The organism is Polycladidibacter stylochi (assembly GCF_001562055.1).
Lineage (GTDB): Bacteria > Pseudomonadota > Alphaproteobacteria > Rhizobiales > Stappiaceae > Pseudovibrio > Pseudovibrio stylochi.
In genome coordinates this window covers 60,371-78,817 of the sequence record NZ_LLWE01000042.1, presented here as the reverse complement: position 1 = coordinate 78,817, position 18,447 = coordinate 60,371, and the positions used below count along the sequence as shown (strand labels likewise).

General features: G+C 45.6%; 16 protein-coding genes. 2 read left to right on the top strand and 14 right to left on the bottom strand.

Translation table 11 applies throughout. The features are described from left to right. Window positions 1-58: 58 nt before the first annotated feature. The 10 genes from metG to AYK67_RS16135 all read right to left on the bottom strand — a co-directional run bounded on the left by metG (window position 59) and on the right by AYK67_RS16135 (window position 14,517). Window positions 59-1,609: a methionine--tRNA ligase gene (gene metG, locus AYK67_RS16180; RefSeq protein WP_068089308.1), complete on the bottom strand. Its 1,551-nt coding sequence runs from the start codon at window positions 1,607-1,609 to the stop codon at window positions 59-61. Window positions 1,610-1,688: 79 nt separating this feature from the next. Continuing rightward, window positions 1,689-2,750: a DNA polymerase III subunit delta' gene (locus tag AYK67_RS16175; protein ID WP_068089305.1), complete on the bottom strand. Its 1,062-nt coding sequence runs from the start codon at window positions 2,748-2,750 to the stop codon at window positions 1,689-1,691. Window positions 2,751-2,853: 103 nt separating this feature from the next. After that, window positions 2,854-3,642, bottom strand: coding sequence for a dTMP kinase (tmk, locus tag AYK67_RS16170; RefSeq protein ID WP_082735885.1), 789 nt, complete (start codon window positions 3,640-3,642; stop codon window positions 2,854-2,856). A gap of 19 nt (window positions 3,643-3,661) precedes the next feature. After that, entirely contained in the window at window positions 3,662-4,774 is a 1,113-nt protein-coding gene (locus AYK67_RS16165) for a D-alanyl-D-alanine carboxypeptidase family protein (RefSeq protein WP_162265134.1), read from the bottom strand. A 291-nt stretch (window positions 4,775-5,065) separates the two neighbouring features. Next, window positions 5,066-6,214 carry a septal ring lytic transglycosylase RlpA family protein gene (locus AYK67_RS17710; RefSeq protein WP_082735884.1) on the bottom strand — a complete coding sequence of 383 codons (1,149 nt, stop codon included), beginning with the start codon at window positions 6,212-6,214 and terminating at the stop codon, window positions 5,066-5,068. 522 nt (window positions 6,215-6,736) lie between these two features. Further along, window positions 6,737-11,026 (bottom strand): ExeM/NucH family extracellular endonuclease, encoded by a 4,290-nt coding sequence (locus tag AYK67_RS16155; RefSeq protein WP_068089300.1) that lies wholly within the window; start codon window positions 11,024-11,026, stop codon window positions 6,737-6,739. Between the two features lie 328 nt (window positions 11,027-11,354). Beyond that, entirely contained in the window at window positions 11,355-12,017 is a 663-nt protein-coding gene (locus tag AYK67_RS16150) for a hypothetical protein (protein WP_156453200.1), read from the bottom strand. A gap of 64 nt (window positions 12,018-12,081) precedes the next feature. Beyond that, complete coding sequence (locus tag AYK67_RS16145; RefSeq protein ID WP_156453199.1) at window positions 12,082-12,612, bottom strand: hypothetical protein; 531 nt, start codon at window positions 12,610-12,612, stop codon at window positions 12,082-12,084. After that, window positions 12,596-12,985 carry a hypothetical protein gene (locus tag AYK67_RS16140; protein WP_068089291.1) on the bottom strand — a complete coding sequence of 130 codons (390 nt, stop codon included), beginning with the start codon at window positions 12,983-12,985 and terminating at the stop codon, window positions 12,596-12,598. The genes AYK67_RS16145 and AYK67_RS16140 overlap by 17 nt, the downstream gene beginning before the upstream one ends. Before the next feature lie 359 nt (window positions 12,986-13,344). After that, complete coding sequence (locus AYK67_RS16135; protein ID WP_068089289.1) at window positions 13,345-14,517, bottom strand: nitrilase-related carbon-nitrogen hydrolase; 1,173 nt, start codon at window positions 14,515-14,517, stop codon at window positions 13,345-13,347. 85 nt (window positions 14,518-14,602) lie between these two features. Here AYK67_RS16135 and AYK67_RS16130 point away from each other — a divergent pair, with 85 nt between their 5' ends. Further along, window positions 14,603-15,232 (top strand): TetR/AcrR family transcriptional regulator, encoded by a 630-nt coding sequence (locus tag AYK67_RS16130; RefSeq protein WP_068089287.1) that lies wholly within the window; start codon window positions 14,603-14,605, stop codon window positions 15,230-15,232. Between the two features lie 167 nt (window positions 15,233-15,399). After that, on the top strand, window positions 15,400-16,161 hold the full coding sequence (locus AYK67_RS16125; RefSeq protein WP_068089285.1) for an SDR family oxidoreductase: 762 nt from the start codon (window positions 15,400-15,402) through the stop codon (window positions 16,159-16,161). 144 nt (window positions 16,162-16,305) lie between these two features. Here the strand turns inward: AYK67_RS16125 and AYK67_RS16120 are convergent, their stop codons facing one another. The 4 genes from AYK67_RS16120 to AYK67_RS16105 all read right to left on the bottom strand — a co-directional run bounded on the left by AYK67_RS16120 (window position 16,306) and on the right by AYK67_RS16105 (window position 18,292). After that, window positions 16,306-16,914, bottom strand: coding sequence for a hypothetical protein (locus tag AYK67_RS16120; protein WP_156453198.1), 609 nt, complete (start codon window positions 16,912-16,914; stop codon window positions 16,306-16,308). A 93-nt stretch (window positions 16,915-17,007) separates the two neighbouring features. Further along, complete coding sequence (locus tag AYK67_RS17645) at window positions 17,008-17,205, bottom strand: hypothetical protein (protein ID WP_068089278.1); 198 nt, start codon at window positions 17,203-17,205, stop codon at window positions 17,008-17,010. Further along, entirely contained in the window at window positions 17,206-17,919 is a 714-nt protein-coding gene (locus AYK67_RS16110; protein ID WP_156453197.1) for a hypothetical protein, read from the bottom strand. Then, window positions 17,903-18,292, bottom strand: a complete 390-nt coding sequence (locus AYK67_RS16105; RefSeq protein ID WP_068089272.1) for a hypothetical protein — start codon at window positions 18,290-18,292, stop codon at window positions 17,903-17,905. The genes AYK67_RS16110 and AYK67_RS16105 overlap by 17 nt, the downstream gene beginning before the upstream one ends. Window positions 18,293-18,447 lie beyond the last annotated feature (155 nt).

Genomic DNA, 18,447 nt, shown 5'->3' with positions numbered 1-18,447 from the left:
ACGGGCAAGTTACCCTGCCCGCTCCCATAGTTCTTTAATTAGCTAACAGCCAAAGGACTTAAGCCTGCTCTTCTTCCACATAGCGTGGGAAAACACCGCTCGGCTTGGAAATAGCCACACCAGCAGGCAGACGGCTTTCCGCGCCCAGCTCGGCAAAGCTGCGCTTGCCTTGCGCCACTTCCAGCAAATCAAGCAGTTTTGCAGCAGAAGTCGGCATGACCGGCTGCGCCAAAATCGCTACCTGACGAATAATCTCGGCTGTGGTGTAAAGTACCGTGCCCATGCGCTGAGGATCGGTCTTTTTCAACGCCCAAGGCTCTTCCCCAGCAAAGTACTGGTTTGTTTTGCCTACAACGCTCCAGATCACATCCAGCGCCTTGTGAATCTCCTGCTTATCCATGTGCACGCGGCACTTTTCAAGCATAGCATCGGCCATATCCAGCATGGTGCGATCAGCATCGCTAAAGGTGCCCGGCTGCGGAATTTGTCCTTCGCAGTTTTTGAAAATCATCGAAAGCGAGCGCTGCGCCAAGTTGCCAATATCATTAGCCAAATCGGCATTAATGCGGTTGACCATCTGCTCATGGCTATAGTTGCCATCTTGGCCAAATGGCACTTCACGTAAGAAGAAGTAGCGAATCTGGTCCAGTCCGTACTGTTCCACAAGGTCTTTGGGTGCAATCACATTGCCCAAAGACTTGGACATTTTCTCGCCGCTGTTAAACAAGAAGCCGTGGGCATATACTCGATTTGGCACCGGCAAACCGGCAGACATCAAAAATGCCGGCCAGTACACTGCGTGGAAACGGATAATATCCTTACCGATAACGTGCAGGTTTGCAGGCCAGAACTTGGCCATTTTGCCTTCCATATCCGGATAGCCAAGCGCGGTAATGTAGTTGGTCAGCGCATCAACCCACACATACATCACGTGCTTTTCATCGCCTGGCACCGGTATGCCCCAGTCAAACGTGGTGCGTGAAATTGAAAGATCACGCAAACCGCTTTTTACAAACGACAGGATCTCGTTACGCCGTGTTGCCGGACCAATAAAGTCCGGCTGGCTCTCGTACAATTCCACGAGTTTGTCTTGGTAGGCCGATAGCTTGAAGAAATAGCTTTCTTCTTCTACCCACTCAACAGCGGTGCCTTGCGGGCCATAGCGCACGCCATCGTCACGCAGCTCGGTCTCACCCTCTTGGTAATAGGCTTCATCGCGCACAGAATACCAACCGGCATAACTATCCTTATAGATATCGCCGTTTTCCTGCATTTTCAGCCAAATGGCTTTGGATGACTCGTAATGGCGTTCTTCATTGGTCTGGATGAAATCATCATTGGAACATCCAAGCATTTCAACCATTTCACGGAAAGCCGCAGAATTCTTATTGGCCAGATCGTTCGGTGACATGCCTTCCTTGACGGCGGTCTGAAGCATCTTTTGACCATGAACATCGGTTCCGGTTAAAAAATGAACTTCACGGCCATCCAGTCGTTGGAAGCGGGCCAGCACGTCAGTTGCAATTGCCTCATAAGCATGGCCGATATGCGGCACGCCATTGGGGTAGGAAATCGCAGTTGTAATAAAGAAAGGCGATTTTGTGGTCATATTCGCGTTTGATCTTCGCTATTGTTCCGCCCATAGTTTATGGGCGGCAAGTGGTTTCAATATCCGGTTAATTTAAGCATCACAGTTTCTTCAAATCCATAAAGAAATTTAAAACAACCTGCTTGCGGTCCAGATTCAACGCTTCGGCATCAGCCGCAGCACGGGAAACCTTTTCCCATAGCTCGCTCCACCTGACAAGTGCCGATGGCGCTTCAAGCGCATGTTTATGGACTTGTTGATGCAAGAAACTACGCACGAGGTCCAAAAATGTCTGCCATGCATCCTCTGCCCCGCGCCCGCTAACCAAATCGGCAAACCCGTGCACCTGCGCCATATCCAACCGCAACATGTTCGAACACAGCTCCTCAAAGCGGCTGGCAATGTCCAGCGCGGTGCCCTGACTAACCATAACCGCTTGGCGCAAGCTGCCATCAGCCAGCATTAAAAGATGAGCTCGAGCAGTGGGGTCTTGCGGTATACGCACGCCCAATTGTACCAGCGCCGTTAAAATCTCATCATCTTTCAGCTTATGCATAGAAAGCATACGACAACGCGAGCGTATAGTGGGCAGTAGCCGCCCCGGATTATGCGAAACCAACAAAAACAGGGTCTGTTGTGGCGGCTCTTCGAGCACCTTGAGCAGCGCGTTGGCTGCGTTGGTATTCATCTCGTCCGCCGCATCGACAATACAAATCCGCCATGCCCCACCGGCTGCGGTCGAGCCGAAAAAGCTTTGCGTCTTGCGCACTTCGTCAACGGTCAAGTCACGCTTAAAACGCTTAGATTTCTCATCATAGGGACGCCTTAAGTGCAAAATATCAGCGTGAGAGCCAGCGCTCACCATTTTGGCATGTGCTGCATTTACAGCCACATCAAGGCTTTGCGCCATTTGTACAGATTCATCTTGCGCCTGTGGATTTTCGAGCAAAAAACGGGCAAAGCGAAACGCCAATGTGGCTTTCCCAATACCTTTCTCGCCCCCCAATATCCATGCATGGTGCATCCGCGACGATTTATAGGCGCTCAGCAGGCTTTGCTGCGCTTGCTCATGGCCGATATAATAGCTTTGGGCTCGCGGTAATGCCACACCCTCAATCTGGTCAACTTCGGGAGCTGCCTCAATTATTGCGGCTTTCGCCATTATCCCAACACCTGATTATCTATCGTGATCACGTTTTGCTGTATACTAACGTAAAGTACAAAGCTACAAAGTGAGTTTTTGCAGGAAAACCACTAGGGGCCGATTATCTCTTACGCCCCCGCCGACGTTTACCCCGGTTGTTATTCTTTGGAGTGTTCCCACCACGCTTGGCGGCTGCATTGGGTAGGCTCGCCCGCTCATATTCTAGTGAAGATGGTAGCTCAGCCTCAAAGCGCATAGAAACCACTTTTTTAATTTGCTCTTCCACCTCGTTGGCATGACGAGAGCCATCAATCACTGCAAAGCGTTCACGGTTTTCCCGCGCTATTTGCAAAAACAACTGCCGCCGCCTCTGGTGGGTTTCTAACGAGTCTTTTTCAAAGCGGTCCGGCGCATTGTCCGGCCCGTCTTGACTGCGTTTGTTGACCCGTTTTAATCCCAGCTCTGCGGGCACATCTATTAAAAGCGTCAGGTCCGGTTCCACACCATCAACAGCGATACGCTGCAAGTTTTCAATAGTTTGCTTATCAACTCCCGCCTCGCCCTGATAAACCCGGGAAGAATCGGCGAAACGGTCACACAGCACCCAAGTTCCAGCAGCAAGCGCGGGACGAATAACGCTGTCAATATGATCTGCGCGTGCTGCCGCAAACAACATCGCCTCCACCTCTGGCCCATGGGCATGTACCGCACCAGATAAAAGAACTTCGCGTATTACTTCCGCACCTGGCGAACCGCCAGGCTCACGCGTACAAATACATTCAAGCCCTGCCGCTTGTAACCGCGCCATCAGCAGCTTTATTTGCGTTGATTTGCCGGCACCTTCGCCGCCTTCAAACGTAATAAACTTACCGCGCTGGGCCGCATCCTGTTTTTTGTAAAACAGCACCATATTCCTCGAAAGCTTCTCGCTAAAATCCAACGAGCTTATAAACCAACTCGCGAACGGAGTCTTCTGCGCGCTGTTGCAAGCTACCTTTTTTAACTGTCCCCCCAGTTACTAAAGGTGCCGTGTAAATAATATCTTTTTTTTGTTTTACACGCACCTCGCCCACCATAACACCTTTTTTTACTGGTGCTTTGATAGGCCCAAGGTAGGTATATTCCAGTGTGTAACGATCCTTCGAGTGCGGGTTCACGAGCGTTGCCACGGCTTCAGGTGTTACCAACTCCACATAGTCTTGAGCGCCGCCAAAGACCTTGGCTTTTCCCACTGCTTGTCCCTGCGCATAAATCGGGCGTATTTTCCATCCCTTTTCTTCCGGAGTTAGCAACAACTCCATGTCTGACAGGCGATCTTCTACGGAAGTTGCCCCGGCAACCGCAGCCAGCACTTTGCGGCCTCCTGTTTTCAGCACCCCTAGCGCTAAAAAGCCCTGCCTTTCAGTGTAAGCGACACCAAAGCCAGCCATACCTTTGATCTCACGCAGCAAGGGGTTTTTATTGCGCTGTCTAATTTTATTCCAAATAAATTCATCGGCAGAAAACAGCCGCATTAAGCCGCTGTCTTTATTCACAATATAGCGCCCTAATGTGGTCAGGTCCTGCAGGGTCGTCACCTGTTTATCATTTGCATATCCGGTTGCGTTGACAAAGCGCGTGTCCTTCATACCGATTGATTCAGCAAATGCATTCATCCTTTTTACAAAGGTCTTCTCATCTCCCGAAATACCTTGGGCCAACACCAAAGCTGCATCATTGGCACTTTGAATGGTCAGGCCGCGCAGCAAATTTTCGACAGATATTAAAGAATCAACCCGCGCAAACATTGTGGTCACCCGAGCAGGCGCACCGCCTCGTCGCCACGCGTCCTCACTCACCTGAAACTGCGTTTCAAGGGCAACATCTCCCTTGCGTACAGCATCCATGACCGTAGCTGCGACCATTACTTTTGTCAGGTTACCCGGTTCAACAGGCATTTTTGCTTGCCTGGTAAAAATATAATTGTCTGAGGATAAATCGTAGAGAACGGCAGCTTTTGACTGTAAATCAACAGCGTATGCTGTTTGGCTAGCAAAACACATGAAAATACACAGGAGCTGTAAATACCAGTATTTGCAGCATGTCAGCCTTTTTTTCATTATCACTGCCAACCCCTTATTCTTCAAGTGTAAGATATATTTTGAGTAAGCCGTCTTGCGCTTGTTTTATGATAGCTAGCAAACCTGTAATGCTCAGGTCTGAAGCCCATAAGCCAACAATAGCGCAAGCACGCTTTCGGCTCAGCCTTAACAAAACAAGCTTGCATTAGAATGACTAAAGACCGCTTTACCCACCGACCCAATGCAAAAAACGCTATAAGTTACAGTGAATTCTCACCAAACTGGTTTAGATTTAGGCAGTGGTACAACAAGTGAGTGCAAAGAACGGCCACCACCGATATTTATAAGAGGGTTTGCTCTTTGAGTCTTTTCGGCTCGATATGAAGAAACAGGGCGCACTTGCGGCAGCACTTTGCCTTGTTGCTGTGTGGCTGGTGGCAATAAATTATAGGCGGGTGCGGCCCCCATAGGCGCATATGTTGGTTGCACCCAAACAGGTTTTGGCGAAGGGTTATACCCTCTTTGACTATCAGCCCTTTGAGGTTGATAGGATACGCGCTCAACTGCCTGCTCTTGTAATAGCTGGCCGATCTGATCGTTCAAGCCTTGTATTTGTGCCACTTGTACCGGATCGCGCTGTACAGGTTGCATGCGCTGATAATAATAGGCCGGGTCTGATTGTGGAGCCGCATACGCCATTCCCAAAGAAGCAACCTGAATGCTTGCGGGTGTGCTGTAAGGCCGCGCTGCCGGAACGGGTATATTCGCTCGCGCTACTTGTACTCGAGGTCTTGAAGGACGGGCCGACGCAATCATCGTATTCGGACGACTTGCACCAGGTGTTACCGCGCCCGGACCACGATAAGAGGCTAAAAGGTACTTTTCGTCATTACCATGTAATGGCGCACGGCCCACATATTCGACCTTTACCCTACCAATTCCTGCGGACTTAGTGCCAAGAATAGTTGCAGCGCGCTCGGAAAGGTCAATCACCCGGTTGCCATGGAAAGGTCCGCGATCGTTCACGCGTACAATTATCGACCTACCATTTTTTGTATTGGTCACTCTTGCATAACTCGGCAACGGCATAGTGGTATGTGCTGCGGTAATCGCATTCCTGTCGAAAATCTCGCCATTGGCAGTCATTCGACCATGGAATGTCGGCCCGTACCAAGAAGCCAAACCAACCTTTTTATAATTGGGGTCCAACTTGGGCTTATACCACTTGCCCGCAACCTTATAGGGTTTACCCACAAACGAGCGCCCCCCACCTTTGGGCACTTTGCTCCCCTTCACCATACGCGGAGAAGCAGAAACACCGTATTTTTCTTCGGAAAACTTCACTTTTCCCGAATCGCCGCAGGAAGCCAAGAGCAATGAAGCGAATGTAAGTGCCACAAAGCCCTTCATATGATCAGGCATACGCCATGATCTAGTCGGCTCCCGATGAATAAGGGATACCCCATGAAGTTGACCAGTATTGTACCTCGTTTTACCCGCTAAAGGCTTGCAGCTATTTATCATTTTACTCAATACTCAAAGATGGGCAGATCATTTTGGCTCAAACAGCACTTTGGAAAATAAGAGTTGAACCAAATTGCCTCAATTTTGCTAGTCAAGTATAAACTATCACAGCTACGCTGGCAATTGTGCCCGTTAAAAGCGAAGGCATTTTGACTGCAATTCAGGACAACTCATTAACCGCATAACCAAAGTTTCCGAGCAAGCCCGCACCCTCCGAATCCCATAGTGTTGGCGATTCGGCCGACACTTAAAACAAATACTCCTAAAAACTTAAGGTAAATAAAACAGCTTGAGTTATGTGGTTTTCTTGCACAAGCGATCAAGCGTATCCCATGGATAGGCCATTTCCATACAAAGATAAAAAAAGTGCCTGCTATATTGGCAAGCAGGCACCCTTAACAAGCAATTCTAACCGGATAATTAAGCAATCAACCCTTCTACCGGTGTGTGAAGGTTCAAGCCAATAATCAGCGGGTCATGATCGGAAGAAGCGAAGTGGTCATCATTATAAAAGCCCGGATCATTGTACTTGGAATTGTAGTTCAATAGGTCCGGTTCATCGGCATTAATATGCCATTCGGTGATACCACTCACTTGGCCCGCCATCGATTGCGATGCCAAGCCATGATCGAGTGTTCCGCGCTGGCCATCAAAAACAAAGCTGTAGGCGTCAGAACCTAAAGCCTCCTTCACCAGGTCAGTATAGCCATAATTATCTCGAATAACCTGTAGCGGATCTTCCATGGCATAGGCATTCAAGTCGCCTATCAGCAAATGGTCCCCATCTAGCGCTGCACCGGCATAGCCGTTTTTCAACCAGTAAACCAGCTCGTGAGCCGCATCATCCCTCACATCATTCCAAAAAGCCTGACCATTACCATGATCGAAGTTCCGGTCTGCTTTCAATGCGGCCAAATCTGCCTGTACTTGCGCCACTTTATCAGCAGGCACCAACCCGCTATCAAGCGCCTCTTGTACATCATCCGCCAGATCTTGCAGGTTGCTATCCCCTTTGGACTTAAAGTGGCTGACGGCCAAAGTGAAGCTCTCGCCAGTCTCCTTGTGCTTAAAAGTGGCCGCAATTGAAGGTCGGTTACGCTGCAAATCCAACACATCGTTATTCGAATATGCCGCCAACTTATCCGCAATTGCAAAGGTTTCGTCAGCAGACCTTTCTTCAAAGACGATATAATCACTTACTTGCACATCCAGCACATTTGCGCGGTAAATAATACCGTTCGTTATGGCGTCAGTACCTAAATAACCATCGCCCTCGCCTTGGGTTGGATCAACAAAAGTGAACGAAGCATCTTCGCCGCGCTTTGCCGCTTCTTCATTTAATGCATTCACAAGATGCTGGATCGCGGAGGCATCATCAAAACCATTGTTCTCCAGCTCTTGCAATCCCAAGGCATCAGCACCGGTTTTCAAGATGGCATCAACGATTTTATCGGTTTGCCGCTCCAAATCAGCCTCAGATGAAGCCCCGCGCGGGTTGAGCCCATTAGGGCCCGAGCCTCCCTGACCGCGAAGTGTCGTAAACAGATTTAAAACATTAAAGCTCGCCACTTTTAAATTACCCCCCACATCAGTCGGGGCATCCGTACGGGCACCTGCGTTTGTTGTCTCGTCAATGGCCAATTGCCCATCCACCAGCACGTTAAACTTACCATAGTTGAAGTCCAGTACACCTTCTACCGGCTTTTCGATTTCAGCACCAAGGCGCAAGGTTGGTCCTTCTGCACTAAAGTCATCGCCAGCATCCAGATGCCCGTTGCCATTATCGCCCTGATTGGCTGGCAGGTAATCAAAATGGTCGGGGTTCTGGGCATTGCTGCCATCATCAATGGAAATCCGGTTATTCAAATTCTGCGCAGTATGCTGCGCAATTTCTGCCCCTTGCGTTTGCGCATCATAAATTTGCGTGGCCTGAACCTGATTGCCGGCACTAATTTCAATCTGGCCATAGCGGTCCAGATTATAGTTTTCAATAACGGTCAAAGGCTCCATTCCCTCAGCTGAGGAAATTGTCACCTTCATGCCCTCATACATTTCAAGGTTCGACATATCGGTTTCACCAAGACGAATTTGCGCCGCCTCTGGAAGTTCATTGCCCGATGAAACAACTTGCAAATCCTGCACGTAACCCAGCTGGGTTTCGCCTTTAAACTCGTTGACCTTACCAGAAAGAGTAACCAGATCGCCGACCTCGACGCTGGACTTTTTGTCATAAACAAAAATACCTTCCGAGGTCAGCACATTGCCATCACTATCCTTGGTTTCTTCCTGCAAGAAGTAGCCACCAGCCACCACTTTGGTCACAATGGCAGAAACGCTCACCCGCGCCCCAACCATCGTACTTTGCGCGCCAGTACCTTGAATTTGTGAGATCAACGTCGTGCTCACATCATCATTAACCAGTGTTGTTGTCGCCGAAGCATCGCCAATTGTCCCTTGCGAGGGGTTGGAAAGCGTCACTACCAGCTGCTCATCGGCTTCAACCAGCGTATCCCCTTGCACAGCAATGCGGATTACAGCAGTATCTTCACCAGCTGCAAACTGAACTGTGCCACTTGGCAAACCGCCAACAAAGTCGGCACCATCCACATCACCGGAAACATCAAATTCAACACTCGCAGCAGTGCTAATATCGCCGCTACGGCTCACACTAAAGGTAACAACGGTTTCACCGTCATTACCTTCATTCACTTGCGCCGCATCTGCAACCACATCGAATTGCGTCGTACTGCCACCATCGGTTTTCTCGCCAAGAATTTTCATATTTTGCAAGGCCACAGCTTCGCTGCCACCATCGGTTTTGGCACTCACTTCAATCGTCAGTGTGCGCCCTTGCCCCTCCAGTTCGGTGCTCAGAGTTTGCAAAACATTGCTCAAGGTCATGTCGCTGCCCGCTACGGTAAGCGGATCATTCAAAGTAAACTGGTCACCATCGGCAAGGGTATATGTGTGTTTGCCCGCTTCATTGGCAACAAACGAGAACGCGGTCTTTTTATCGCCCCCGTCAATGGAGTAGCTGATTTTGAAATAATCGTTACTTTCAAAATCACCCATGGCCCCTGCATCCAGTTGCAATGAGAGATCGCCATAGCCGCTCACATCAAACGTCCAGCTTGCGCTTACCAAACCACCCGTTGAGCTGGTATTGCCGTTCACCGTATCGGTAATGCCAAAGAAGCTATCCTTATTGCTATTACTATCAATAATGCCTTGACGGTCACGCGGATAAACAACAGCACTATCATCGACAATGGAATAAGGCACATTATCTGCAACCGTGTATTTGCCAAAGCCGTCGGCCGGGCTGCTAAATGTCGGTGCGTTGTTCACGTAGGAAATTAGGTTCTGGCTTTGCGATCCCACCATATCAAAGGCAATCACGGTTGGCCCTTGGTCTTGCACGGCAAAACTCAGCAGCTGCGATTGCACACCGCCATTACCGTCATCAACACTCACTTCCACTTCGTAGCTATTATCTAAATCAGCATCACTCGGGGCTTCATAGTCAAGCGGTGCTTTTAACGACAGCGCCCCGCTTTCACTATCAATGGTAAACTTATCGGCATCCGCCCCGCCGCTAATCGAAAAGCTCAAATGCTCACTATCAACATCGCTTGCTTCTAACTGTGCTACAACCCCTTGGGTGTTTTCAAGAATTTCACCCGTGCTAGCAACGCTCAACACAGGTAAATCATTGGATCCGGTAATCTCGATAGTCACAACAGCAGTGCTTACACTACCCTGCCCATCTGTGACTTCATAGCTAATCTGGTCTTGAGCACTTTCGCCTGCCCCAAGATGATCATAGGCAGTACCGGGGTCATAGACAATTTGTTCATCTATAATCTGAACAGCAATACCATTGGCAGAAACCGTTTCCACATCATGCAGGCTTAACGGGTCACCATCTGGATCAATATCATTTGCAAGCAATGATTCCGCTGAAAGTACCAGTGTGCCGTTTTCATCCATGCTGGCAGCATCATCGCGCGCCAAAACCGCATTATTGCGACCATCCAGATAATAGGTGTAATCATCCGCTTCAAAATATAAGGCTTCCACGGCTCGGGCACGATCAACGCTTACCGTCTTGCCGTTTTCATCAAGCTGGCGAATGGTGGTGGTTGGCCGCCAAGTGCCTGCCCCCGTTTGAATGTCGTAGTTCTCAACCGATCCACTAAATACAGCGGTATCAAAGCCAAAGCCCCCTTCAAGCTGGTCGTTACCAGCACCGCCTTTTAAGGTGTCATCGCCATAACCACCCTCAAGCACATCATTACCAGCGCCGCCATCCAGCACATCGTCGCCAAACTCGCCAATCAGCTTGTCACGGCCCGCCCCGCCAAGCAGTGTATCATTGCCGAAGCCGCCATTCAGCCAGTCATTACCCGCGCCGCCATCAAGATGATCATCACCAAACTCGCCAAAAAGATGGTCGCGTCCCTTACCACCGAAAAGCCGGTCATGTCCAAAGCCGCCCCACAAGGTATCGTGCCCTAAACCGCCATAAACTTGGTCATTACCAAAGCCACCATAAACGGTGTCATGTCCTGCTCCTGCGTCGACATAATCATCACCATCATTGGCAGCAATATATTCATGTAGTGCCGAACCTATAAGTGTTTCCGCAGTACGGTCACCAAAAATATATGTGAGTTGAATGTTTTTATTCCGTTGATTCCAGTAGGACATGGCTCACCTCAAATAATCGCCACCTGCTGCTCACCGTTGTATTTTAATGGTTTCTTATTATAGCCAGCAAATAGACTAGATAAAACTTACAGGCACTCATAAAACATCGAGATGACAGAATAATAAATTTTTAATTGTATTTTAATTTTATATATCCGTAAGATATATGAACTGCAGGACCTGTAAATTTTGTCAGTATTCAGATATTTTTTTAAGGTTGACCCTTGGAGCAACAACCTGTTCAATGCGCCCCATCGGTCTCAAGTGCTACTCACAAACAACTAACGATAAAACTGCTCAAACCTTTTGCAAAACACAGCCAAACAATCTACTTCCTCCCCATAACTTCAAAATATATTTTCAATAAATCTTTCAGCGACTTATCTGTGTAATTGCTTATATCGATATTGTCGTAAGCTAAAAGTGACACTAATGCGCAAGTATAATCGTTCTCATCTGCTGGCACTGAGGGCTCGTTTAGTGTAATAATAAATTTCTTATTGTCCTGAACATCAAAATCGAGCACTAGACATTTTTCATAATTATTATTTCGTATAGTTTCTAATAAATTATTATTTAATTTAGGAAATGCTTCTATCAGTAGTTCGGTATCAATTTTTCCATTCAAAATGAATTTTTTACTTGATAAAAAGTACAACTCTGGTTTGACGTTTTCAGTTTTATTATTCTCATTCGAAAAATTGTATATCAGCACAATTGATTGAAAAAAGTGATTTAAATCCTCATCACCAATCACGGAATACGATATAAGTTTATTAGCATGTGCAGCACTATCAAAAATTGTTAGACTGGCGAATAAAGCAATCAAGCATGTTTCTTTTATTTTTTTTAGCATAACTACATCCTGTAATTTTAATATATGCCCAATAAGCTGAATAAATTCATCCGTTAGTAGCTTATTATACGAACCAATCCTAAAGTGTAACCATACATTCAAAGCACCCCTACGGCTTCCGATGGGCTTTCTCAATTTTTACTCACAGACAATCAACGATAAAATTGCTCAAACCTTTTGCAAAACACAGCCAAACAACCTACTTCCTCCCCATAACTTCAAAATATTTTTTCATCACGTCTCTTAAAGGTTTATTGGTGTAATTGCTTATATCTACACCATCAAATGATAACAAAGATAGTAATGCACAAGAATAATCATTTTGATCAGCAGGTGCGGAAGGCTCATTTAAAGCAATTATAAATGTATCTTCATCATTTCCATCAAGATTTAGTATAATGCAATTATTATCGGCAAGATTACTCGTATCATCTAATAAATTGTTCTCGTTTAAATTTGGGAATATATTTTTTAGTGATTTAATATTAATATTTCCATTTAATAAATAATCATCACTTGAAAGGAAAAAGAAATTTAAATTATCGTTGTTAGCACCTCTATTTGTATTTAAATAATTATAGGTTATCGCAATAGATTGAAAATAATGATTTAGATTTTCATCTTTTATTACTGAATATGACCTGATATTATTTGCATGTGCATTGCTATCAAAAATTGTTAGGCTTGCGAATAATGCAAGCAAGCATGTCTCTTTAAATTTTTTTAACATAGCTTCCTCCGATAAATTTGAATCCTGCTTTTTTGCTCAGTTTGTGAAGTCTTGGAAGTTCTACATCCGATGTTGCGTGTAAGAGCAAATCTTGCGCGCCGCGCGCTTTGGCCCACATACTTGCACCGCGTAATAGGCCTAATGCCGCTCGGCCGCCACCAATTGAAGCTCTTATTTCACGTAGTACATTGATATTGTAGATTGTGGCCAATAAAACATTCTCGCCAATGTGATATTCACCCACGCCGCAATATAACAAACCTACAGGCCGTTCGCCCAAATAGGCTAACATGATAGCAAAACGATCCGGCCGCTTAACTGCTTGCTCGACAATTTTGCGAACTTTTTGCTCTGAAAAGGGAATGTAGCCCAACCGGCTTTCCTCATGCGATTTTCTTGCAAGCGTTATAATCGCTTGAATCTCGGCTTTGTCCCCTACGATTCTTTAGTTTTACGAATTTTGTCGTTCATTTTTTGCATACATATTCCAATACCACCACAATGAACATTTGTTTATGATTATATCATAATGCCTGATGCATACTCGTTGAGTAAAGCCGTGCTGTTACGTTCCCACAGCTTAACTCTCTTTCAAGGCATGGGCGATCTGGTCACGCAGCGGTTTGATAAAGTAGGAAAGCGCCGAGCGGCCACCCGTTTGAATAAACGCCTCCACCGTTTTCATTTGGTTTTTCTTCAAGCCGCTCGCTTTAACACAATCATTTTTAGCAATTATTCAATTGCGGTTACCTCTAGAACGTTTTGTAGTTGTTCTGGGTCCACATCATATGCATCAGCATAAAAGGCCAAACCGTCTTGCATTGCTTGAAGTTCACGTGTTGGTGCGCTTCCCGCAACTCTCCAGTGGCCTGATTGGGCATCACGAACCATAACGCGCACCAAGTCTGGGCGTGCATAGTGGCCAAAACTATCTAATATGGCCGCTCTTGCTTTCCGCATCCAAGACGGGCATTGCGAATAAATTATAGCAGCTTGTCCAATTCTTGGTTTTTGCATCGGTACACCCATAGGGGTAATCATTGCACTACCACCATTGGAATGGCGATAATTACGAAAACTCTCCTCCCCCTTTTTGTGGGCCAAATCCTCTGGGATGTCTTGCTCATCAAGCCAACTACAGGCCATGGCGACAAATGCACCGGACTCAATGGCATAAGAGCGTGATAACGGCAGGCCAATAAAATTATCCTGATGCGCATCATTTTCAACCATCGTAGGCCCTTTAGCCAAATGATAGGAACCATGCCAGAGCGAAACATGAAAGTCTTCACGCTGGGCAATCATTGCCGCTTTGAGCGGGGTCATGGTATGCTCACCACATATTAGTCCGCCAAGAAAACCAATATCGGTTTCAAAAACTTTGATATCTTGCGCATCTCCCATGCCCCAGAACATTTTCTCCTGAAAAGTCGGCATGGTTTTTCGGTGGCATCCAAGAACTTTGCCATCAGGGTCAAGAAAAACAATCGAGCTGAAAATTTGATCCGATTCCGGCCTCGGGTCATGCTCGTTACAACCAATAGCAACGTAGGCATCAGCTTTTTTTGCAGCATTCCCCAATCGCTCGGTATCTTGTGAACCCACTAAAATAGCAGCGTCATGCCAATCAACGGCACTTTGTCTGAACTGGTCTAGATCCATATTCCACCCCGGCGACCAGTAAGGATAGCCGGCAATATAATTTTCTGGAAAAACAATGAGCTGCGCACCATTTTGCCCAGCTTCTTCAATCGCATTGCAGGCCAGCTCAATAGTTGCATCCCTATCAAGATATGGTTGAGAGAGTTGTACAATAGCCGTCGTAACAACGTCATGCCCTCCCATGAAACGTTTTCGGTTCTCTTGCCGAGAAGTTATGTTTTGAGCAAACGATTTATTAGCCATGACCAACCTGCCTTGTTGTAAAGGAATATTGACGACTCCATTTTGGTACGGTACAGTACCGTACCAAATATAGGAAAAGAGTCAAATGGCCACACCTAACACGAGCAAAAATAAGCAAACAAAAGAAGAGCTCCGAAAAGCTGCGCTCGTCTGTGCCGCTGAGCAAGTTTTCTTTGCAAAGGGTTATGCAGCTTCATCCTTAGATGAAATCATTGCTAAATCGGGTGGTTCCAAACGTAATATCTATAATTATTTTGGTGGCAAAGCAGGTTTGCTTGGGGCAGTTATTGCCAAACTGTCAGAGGAGCTATTACTTCCTCCCCTTAATGAGAAGGGCGTTGAATGTCCTTTGCAAGCACTTAGCAAACTCTCACAGAGTTTCGTCTCTATCATATTCTCACAAAAAGCGCTTTCATTCTGGCGAATGATGATTGCAAATGCCGACCAAGGACCGGACGCTATAAACCAGTTCATGCAAAATGGCCCGTTACGTGCACAGCAGGCTTTTGCCAAGGAGCTACAACGTGCTAGCGAGAGCGGGCAATTAGATATCGATGATCCCACCTGCACAGCGGCAGAATTACTCGCTCTGCTCAGAGGGCAACAACATGTCGAATGTCTTATCGGCTTTTCACAACTGCCTACGAATAGTGCGTTGCAACAACATGCCCAATCAACATTAGAGCGATTCATACAAAACAAGCGAAAAAACTAGCAATGCACGCGTTGCCATCACCATAACAATTGCCATCACCATAACAATTGTCAGGCCCTAGATAAATCAGGGGAACATAAAAAGAAGTCACGCAGAAATCGGGTCATTCAGTCTCGCCTTACATCTTTATTCTCACTTTTGAAAACACTTCGAAGAAAGGATATGGAATGTCGCTATTAGATAATAAAGTTGCTATTATTACGGGTGCCAGCTCTGGTATTGGCCTTGCAACAGCCAAGCTTTTCGCCCAAGAAGGAGCAGCCTTGGTTATTGGCTCACGACGCGAAGCGCGTCTCAACAAGTTAGCAAGTGAACTACAAGCAAGCGGTAGCCAAGTGGCGGTTTTGGCTGGCGATGTAACAGCTGAAGACTATAACAAGGCGCTGGTTGATCTCGCGCTAGAAAAATACGGCAAGCTTTCCATTGCCTTTAATAATGCGGGTATCTTGGGTAAGTCCGGGCCTCTACCCGAAACGAGTTTGGAGGAGTGGAACCACACCATTCAAACCAACCTCACCAGCGGTTATCTGGCCGCAAAATATCAAATACCTGCCATGCAAGCCAACGGCGGTTCAATCATCTTTACCTCTTCGTTCCTCGGCTATACCATCGGTATGCCAGGCCAAGCGGCATATTCTGCAAGTAAAGCAGGTTTAATCGGTCTTACCAAAGCATTGGCAGGCGAGTATGGTCCGCAAAATATCCGGATAAATGCTTTGTTGCCAGGAGGAACCGACACCGATATGGCGGCCGAATTTGGCGACAGTGAAGACGTTCAATCATTTCTAAAAGGTCTGCATGCACTTAAGCGCTTGGCAACACCGCAAGAACAGGCAAAAGCCGCCCTCTTTTTGGCCTCTGACCTCTCCAGCTTTACAACCGGTATAGCGTTGCTGGTGGATGGGGGCGTTTCGATTAACAAAACTTAGCTTTCCCATTTTACTTTAACACAAATGAGCCGAACACTCAGATGAGACTACCCAAGGCAAGCATTATGAGCACTTAATGCTTGCCTTATTCTTGGCCACACGATGTTTTAACTCTCTTTCACATATAATAAACTCTATTTCTATTTAATAAAATTCTTTGCATTTGTTTTCTTCGCAATAATCAATGCTAATACCCAGCAGATCTAGAACTGCTATCTTCGCTTTATGCTTGCTTTGCGTGTTAAAAAAACGAGCTCTCATTAACCAGTTCTCACCGTATTCTATGATGTCAATGCTCGCTATAGGGCCGTAGTATTCAGAGTATGGAACACCTTTTAAATCAGGTTTTGTTCCAAGGATTGGTATTGCTTCTAATATTGACTTCTCCAAAACCTTCTGGTCGGCAGGGATTTTGCTTAAGCAATGGGATATTTTATTGGTTAGTTCTTTTAGTCCCACAATGTAAAAAACACTGTATCCATCATTGATAACTGGGGCTGTTTCGAGGTCCAATATTTGGGGTCGTGCTCTATTTGGGAATCTTCGTTCTATAAAATGTGATAGTGAGCGGACTGTTAGCTTATCCAGTTCCGAGCAGATATAAATTCTATCTGCAGCATTAGTTTTGATTGTTTCCTCGGTTTTCACGCCAGCTGAAGCGTGATTGACGAAAAACACAAATGCTGCCATCAGCATCATCACAATCCGTAGTCGTTTTCCTATTAACGAGCTGTAAATATTAGAGTAATTCATTTATTTTTACCTGTACCTATAATTTCTACCAAAGGTAGAAACACCCATGTTTTATGAGTTAAACAGGGTTATCACAGGACACGTCCCCACAGCTTAACTCTCTTTCAAGGCATGGGCGATCTGGTCGCGCAGCGGTTTGATAAAGTAGGAAAGCGCCGAGCGGCCACCGGTTTGAATAAACGCCTCAACAGCCAAACTGTTAGAATTATCGATAAAAGTTACATTCGTATGACCAGTAAAGGAACTAGAACCGGCTCCATGTACATTAAACTGTATTTTATATTCAGACATTTAATTAATTTCCAAATGATAAATAGAAAACCCTTGGCATTTAATTATTTTCTTAATTCTAAAATATTTATCTTTGAGTTGATCATAGTAAATACTATCAAATTGTACGCCTTTAACTTTAACAAGTTTTTCAGCTGTTTCTTTATTTAATGAACCATTATTAATTAGTTTTTGTATATCAAATACATGGTACATCGCTGCTATATAAATGTCAGCGTTTCTTACTGATCTTCCAAGAAGATCAGTACCGATATTTAATCGAATGAAAAAAGGACTATTCCAATCTGCAGAAACCCACAGATCACTGGGTATTTCAGCATTTAAATTATTATTTATTATAGAATTTATTCGGTTATTTTTTATAATCCATTGATTATAAGTAATCATTTCTAGATCGTTGCACTTAAGACCACCTTGTAGCCATTTTGATCGAAACCCAGCAATAGGTCTTAAATTAATATAGTCATCTCGAAGCTTATCAATAGGCGGCGGCCTTCTAAATGCTTGTACCTTGTTAAAATCACTTTCCTTTTCGTATTGTAAACGTATTGCGAACTCAAAAAAGAGATCAATATTTTCAATGCGACTACCTAAACTATATGATGCTGTGGGATATAACATTGCAGCCAAAGTTAATACTATTAAATTAAACCTAGTATTAGATACATTAAATATTTTTCGACTAAATAAATTATGATTATATCGATTTAACATAACTTCCTCCGATAAATTTGAATCCTGTTTTTTTGCTCAGTTTGTGAAGTCTTGGAAGTTCTACATCCGATGTTACGTGCAAAAGCAACTCTTGTGCGCCGCGTGCTTTGGCCCACATACTTGCACCGCGTAATAGGCCTAATGCCGCCCGTCCACCACCAATTGAAGCTCTTATTTCACGTAGTACATTGATATTGTAGATTGTGGCCAATAAAACATTCTCGCCAATGTGATATTCACCCACGCCGCAATATAACAAACCTACAGGCCGTTCGCCCAAATAGGCTAACATGATAGCAAAACGATCCGGCCGCTTTACTGCTTGCTCGACAATTTTGCGAACTTTTTGCTCTGAAAAGGGAATGTAGCCCAACCGGCTTTCCTCATGCGATTTTCTTGCAAGCGTTATAATCGCTTGAATCTCGGCTTTGTCCCCTACGATTCTTTAGTTTTACGAATTTTGTCGTTCATTTTTTGCATACATATTCCAATACCACCACAATGAACATTTGTTTATGATTATATCAT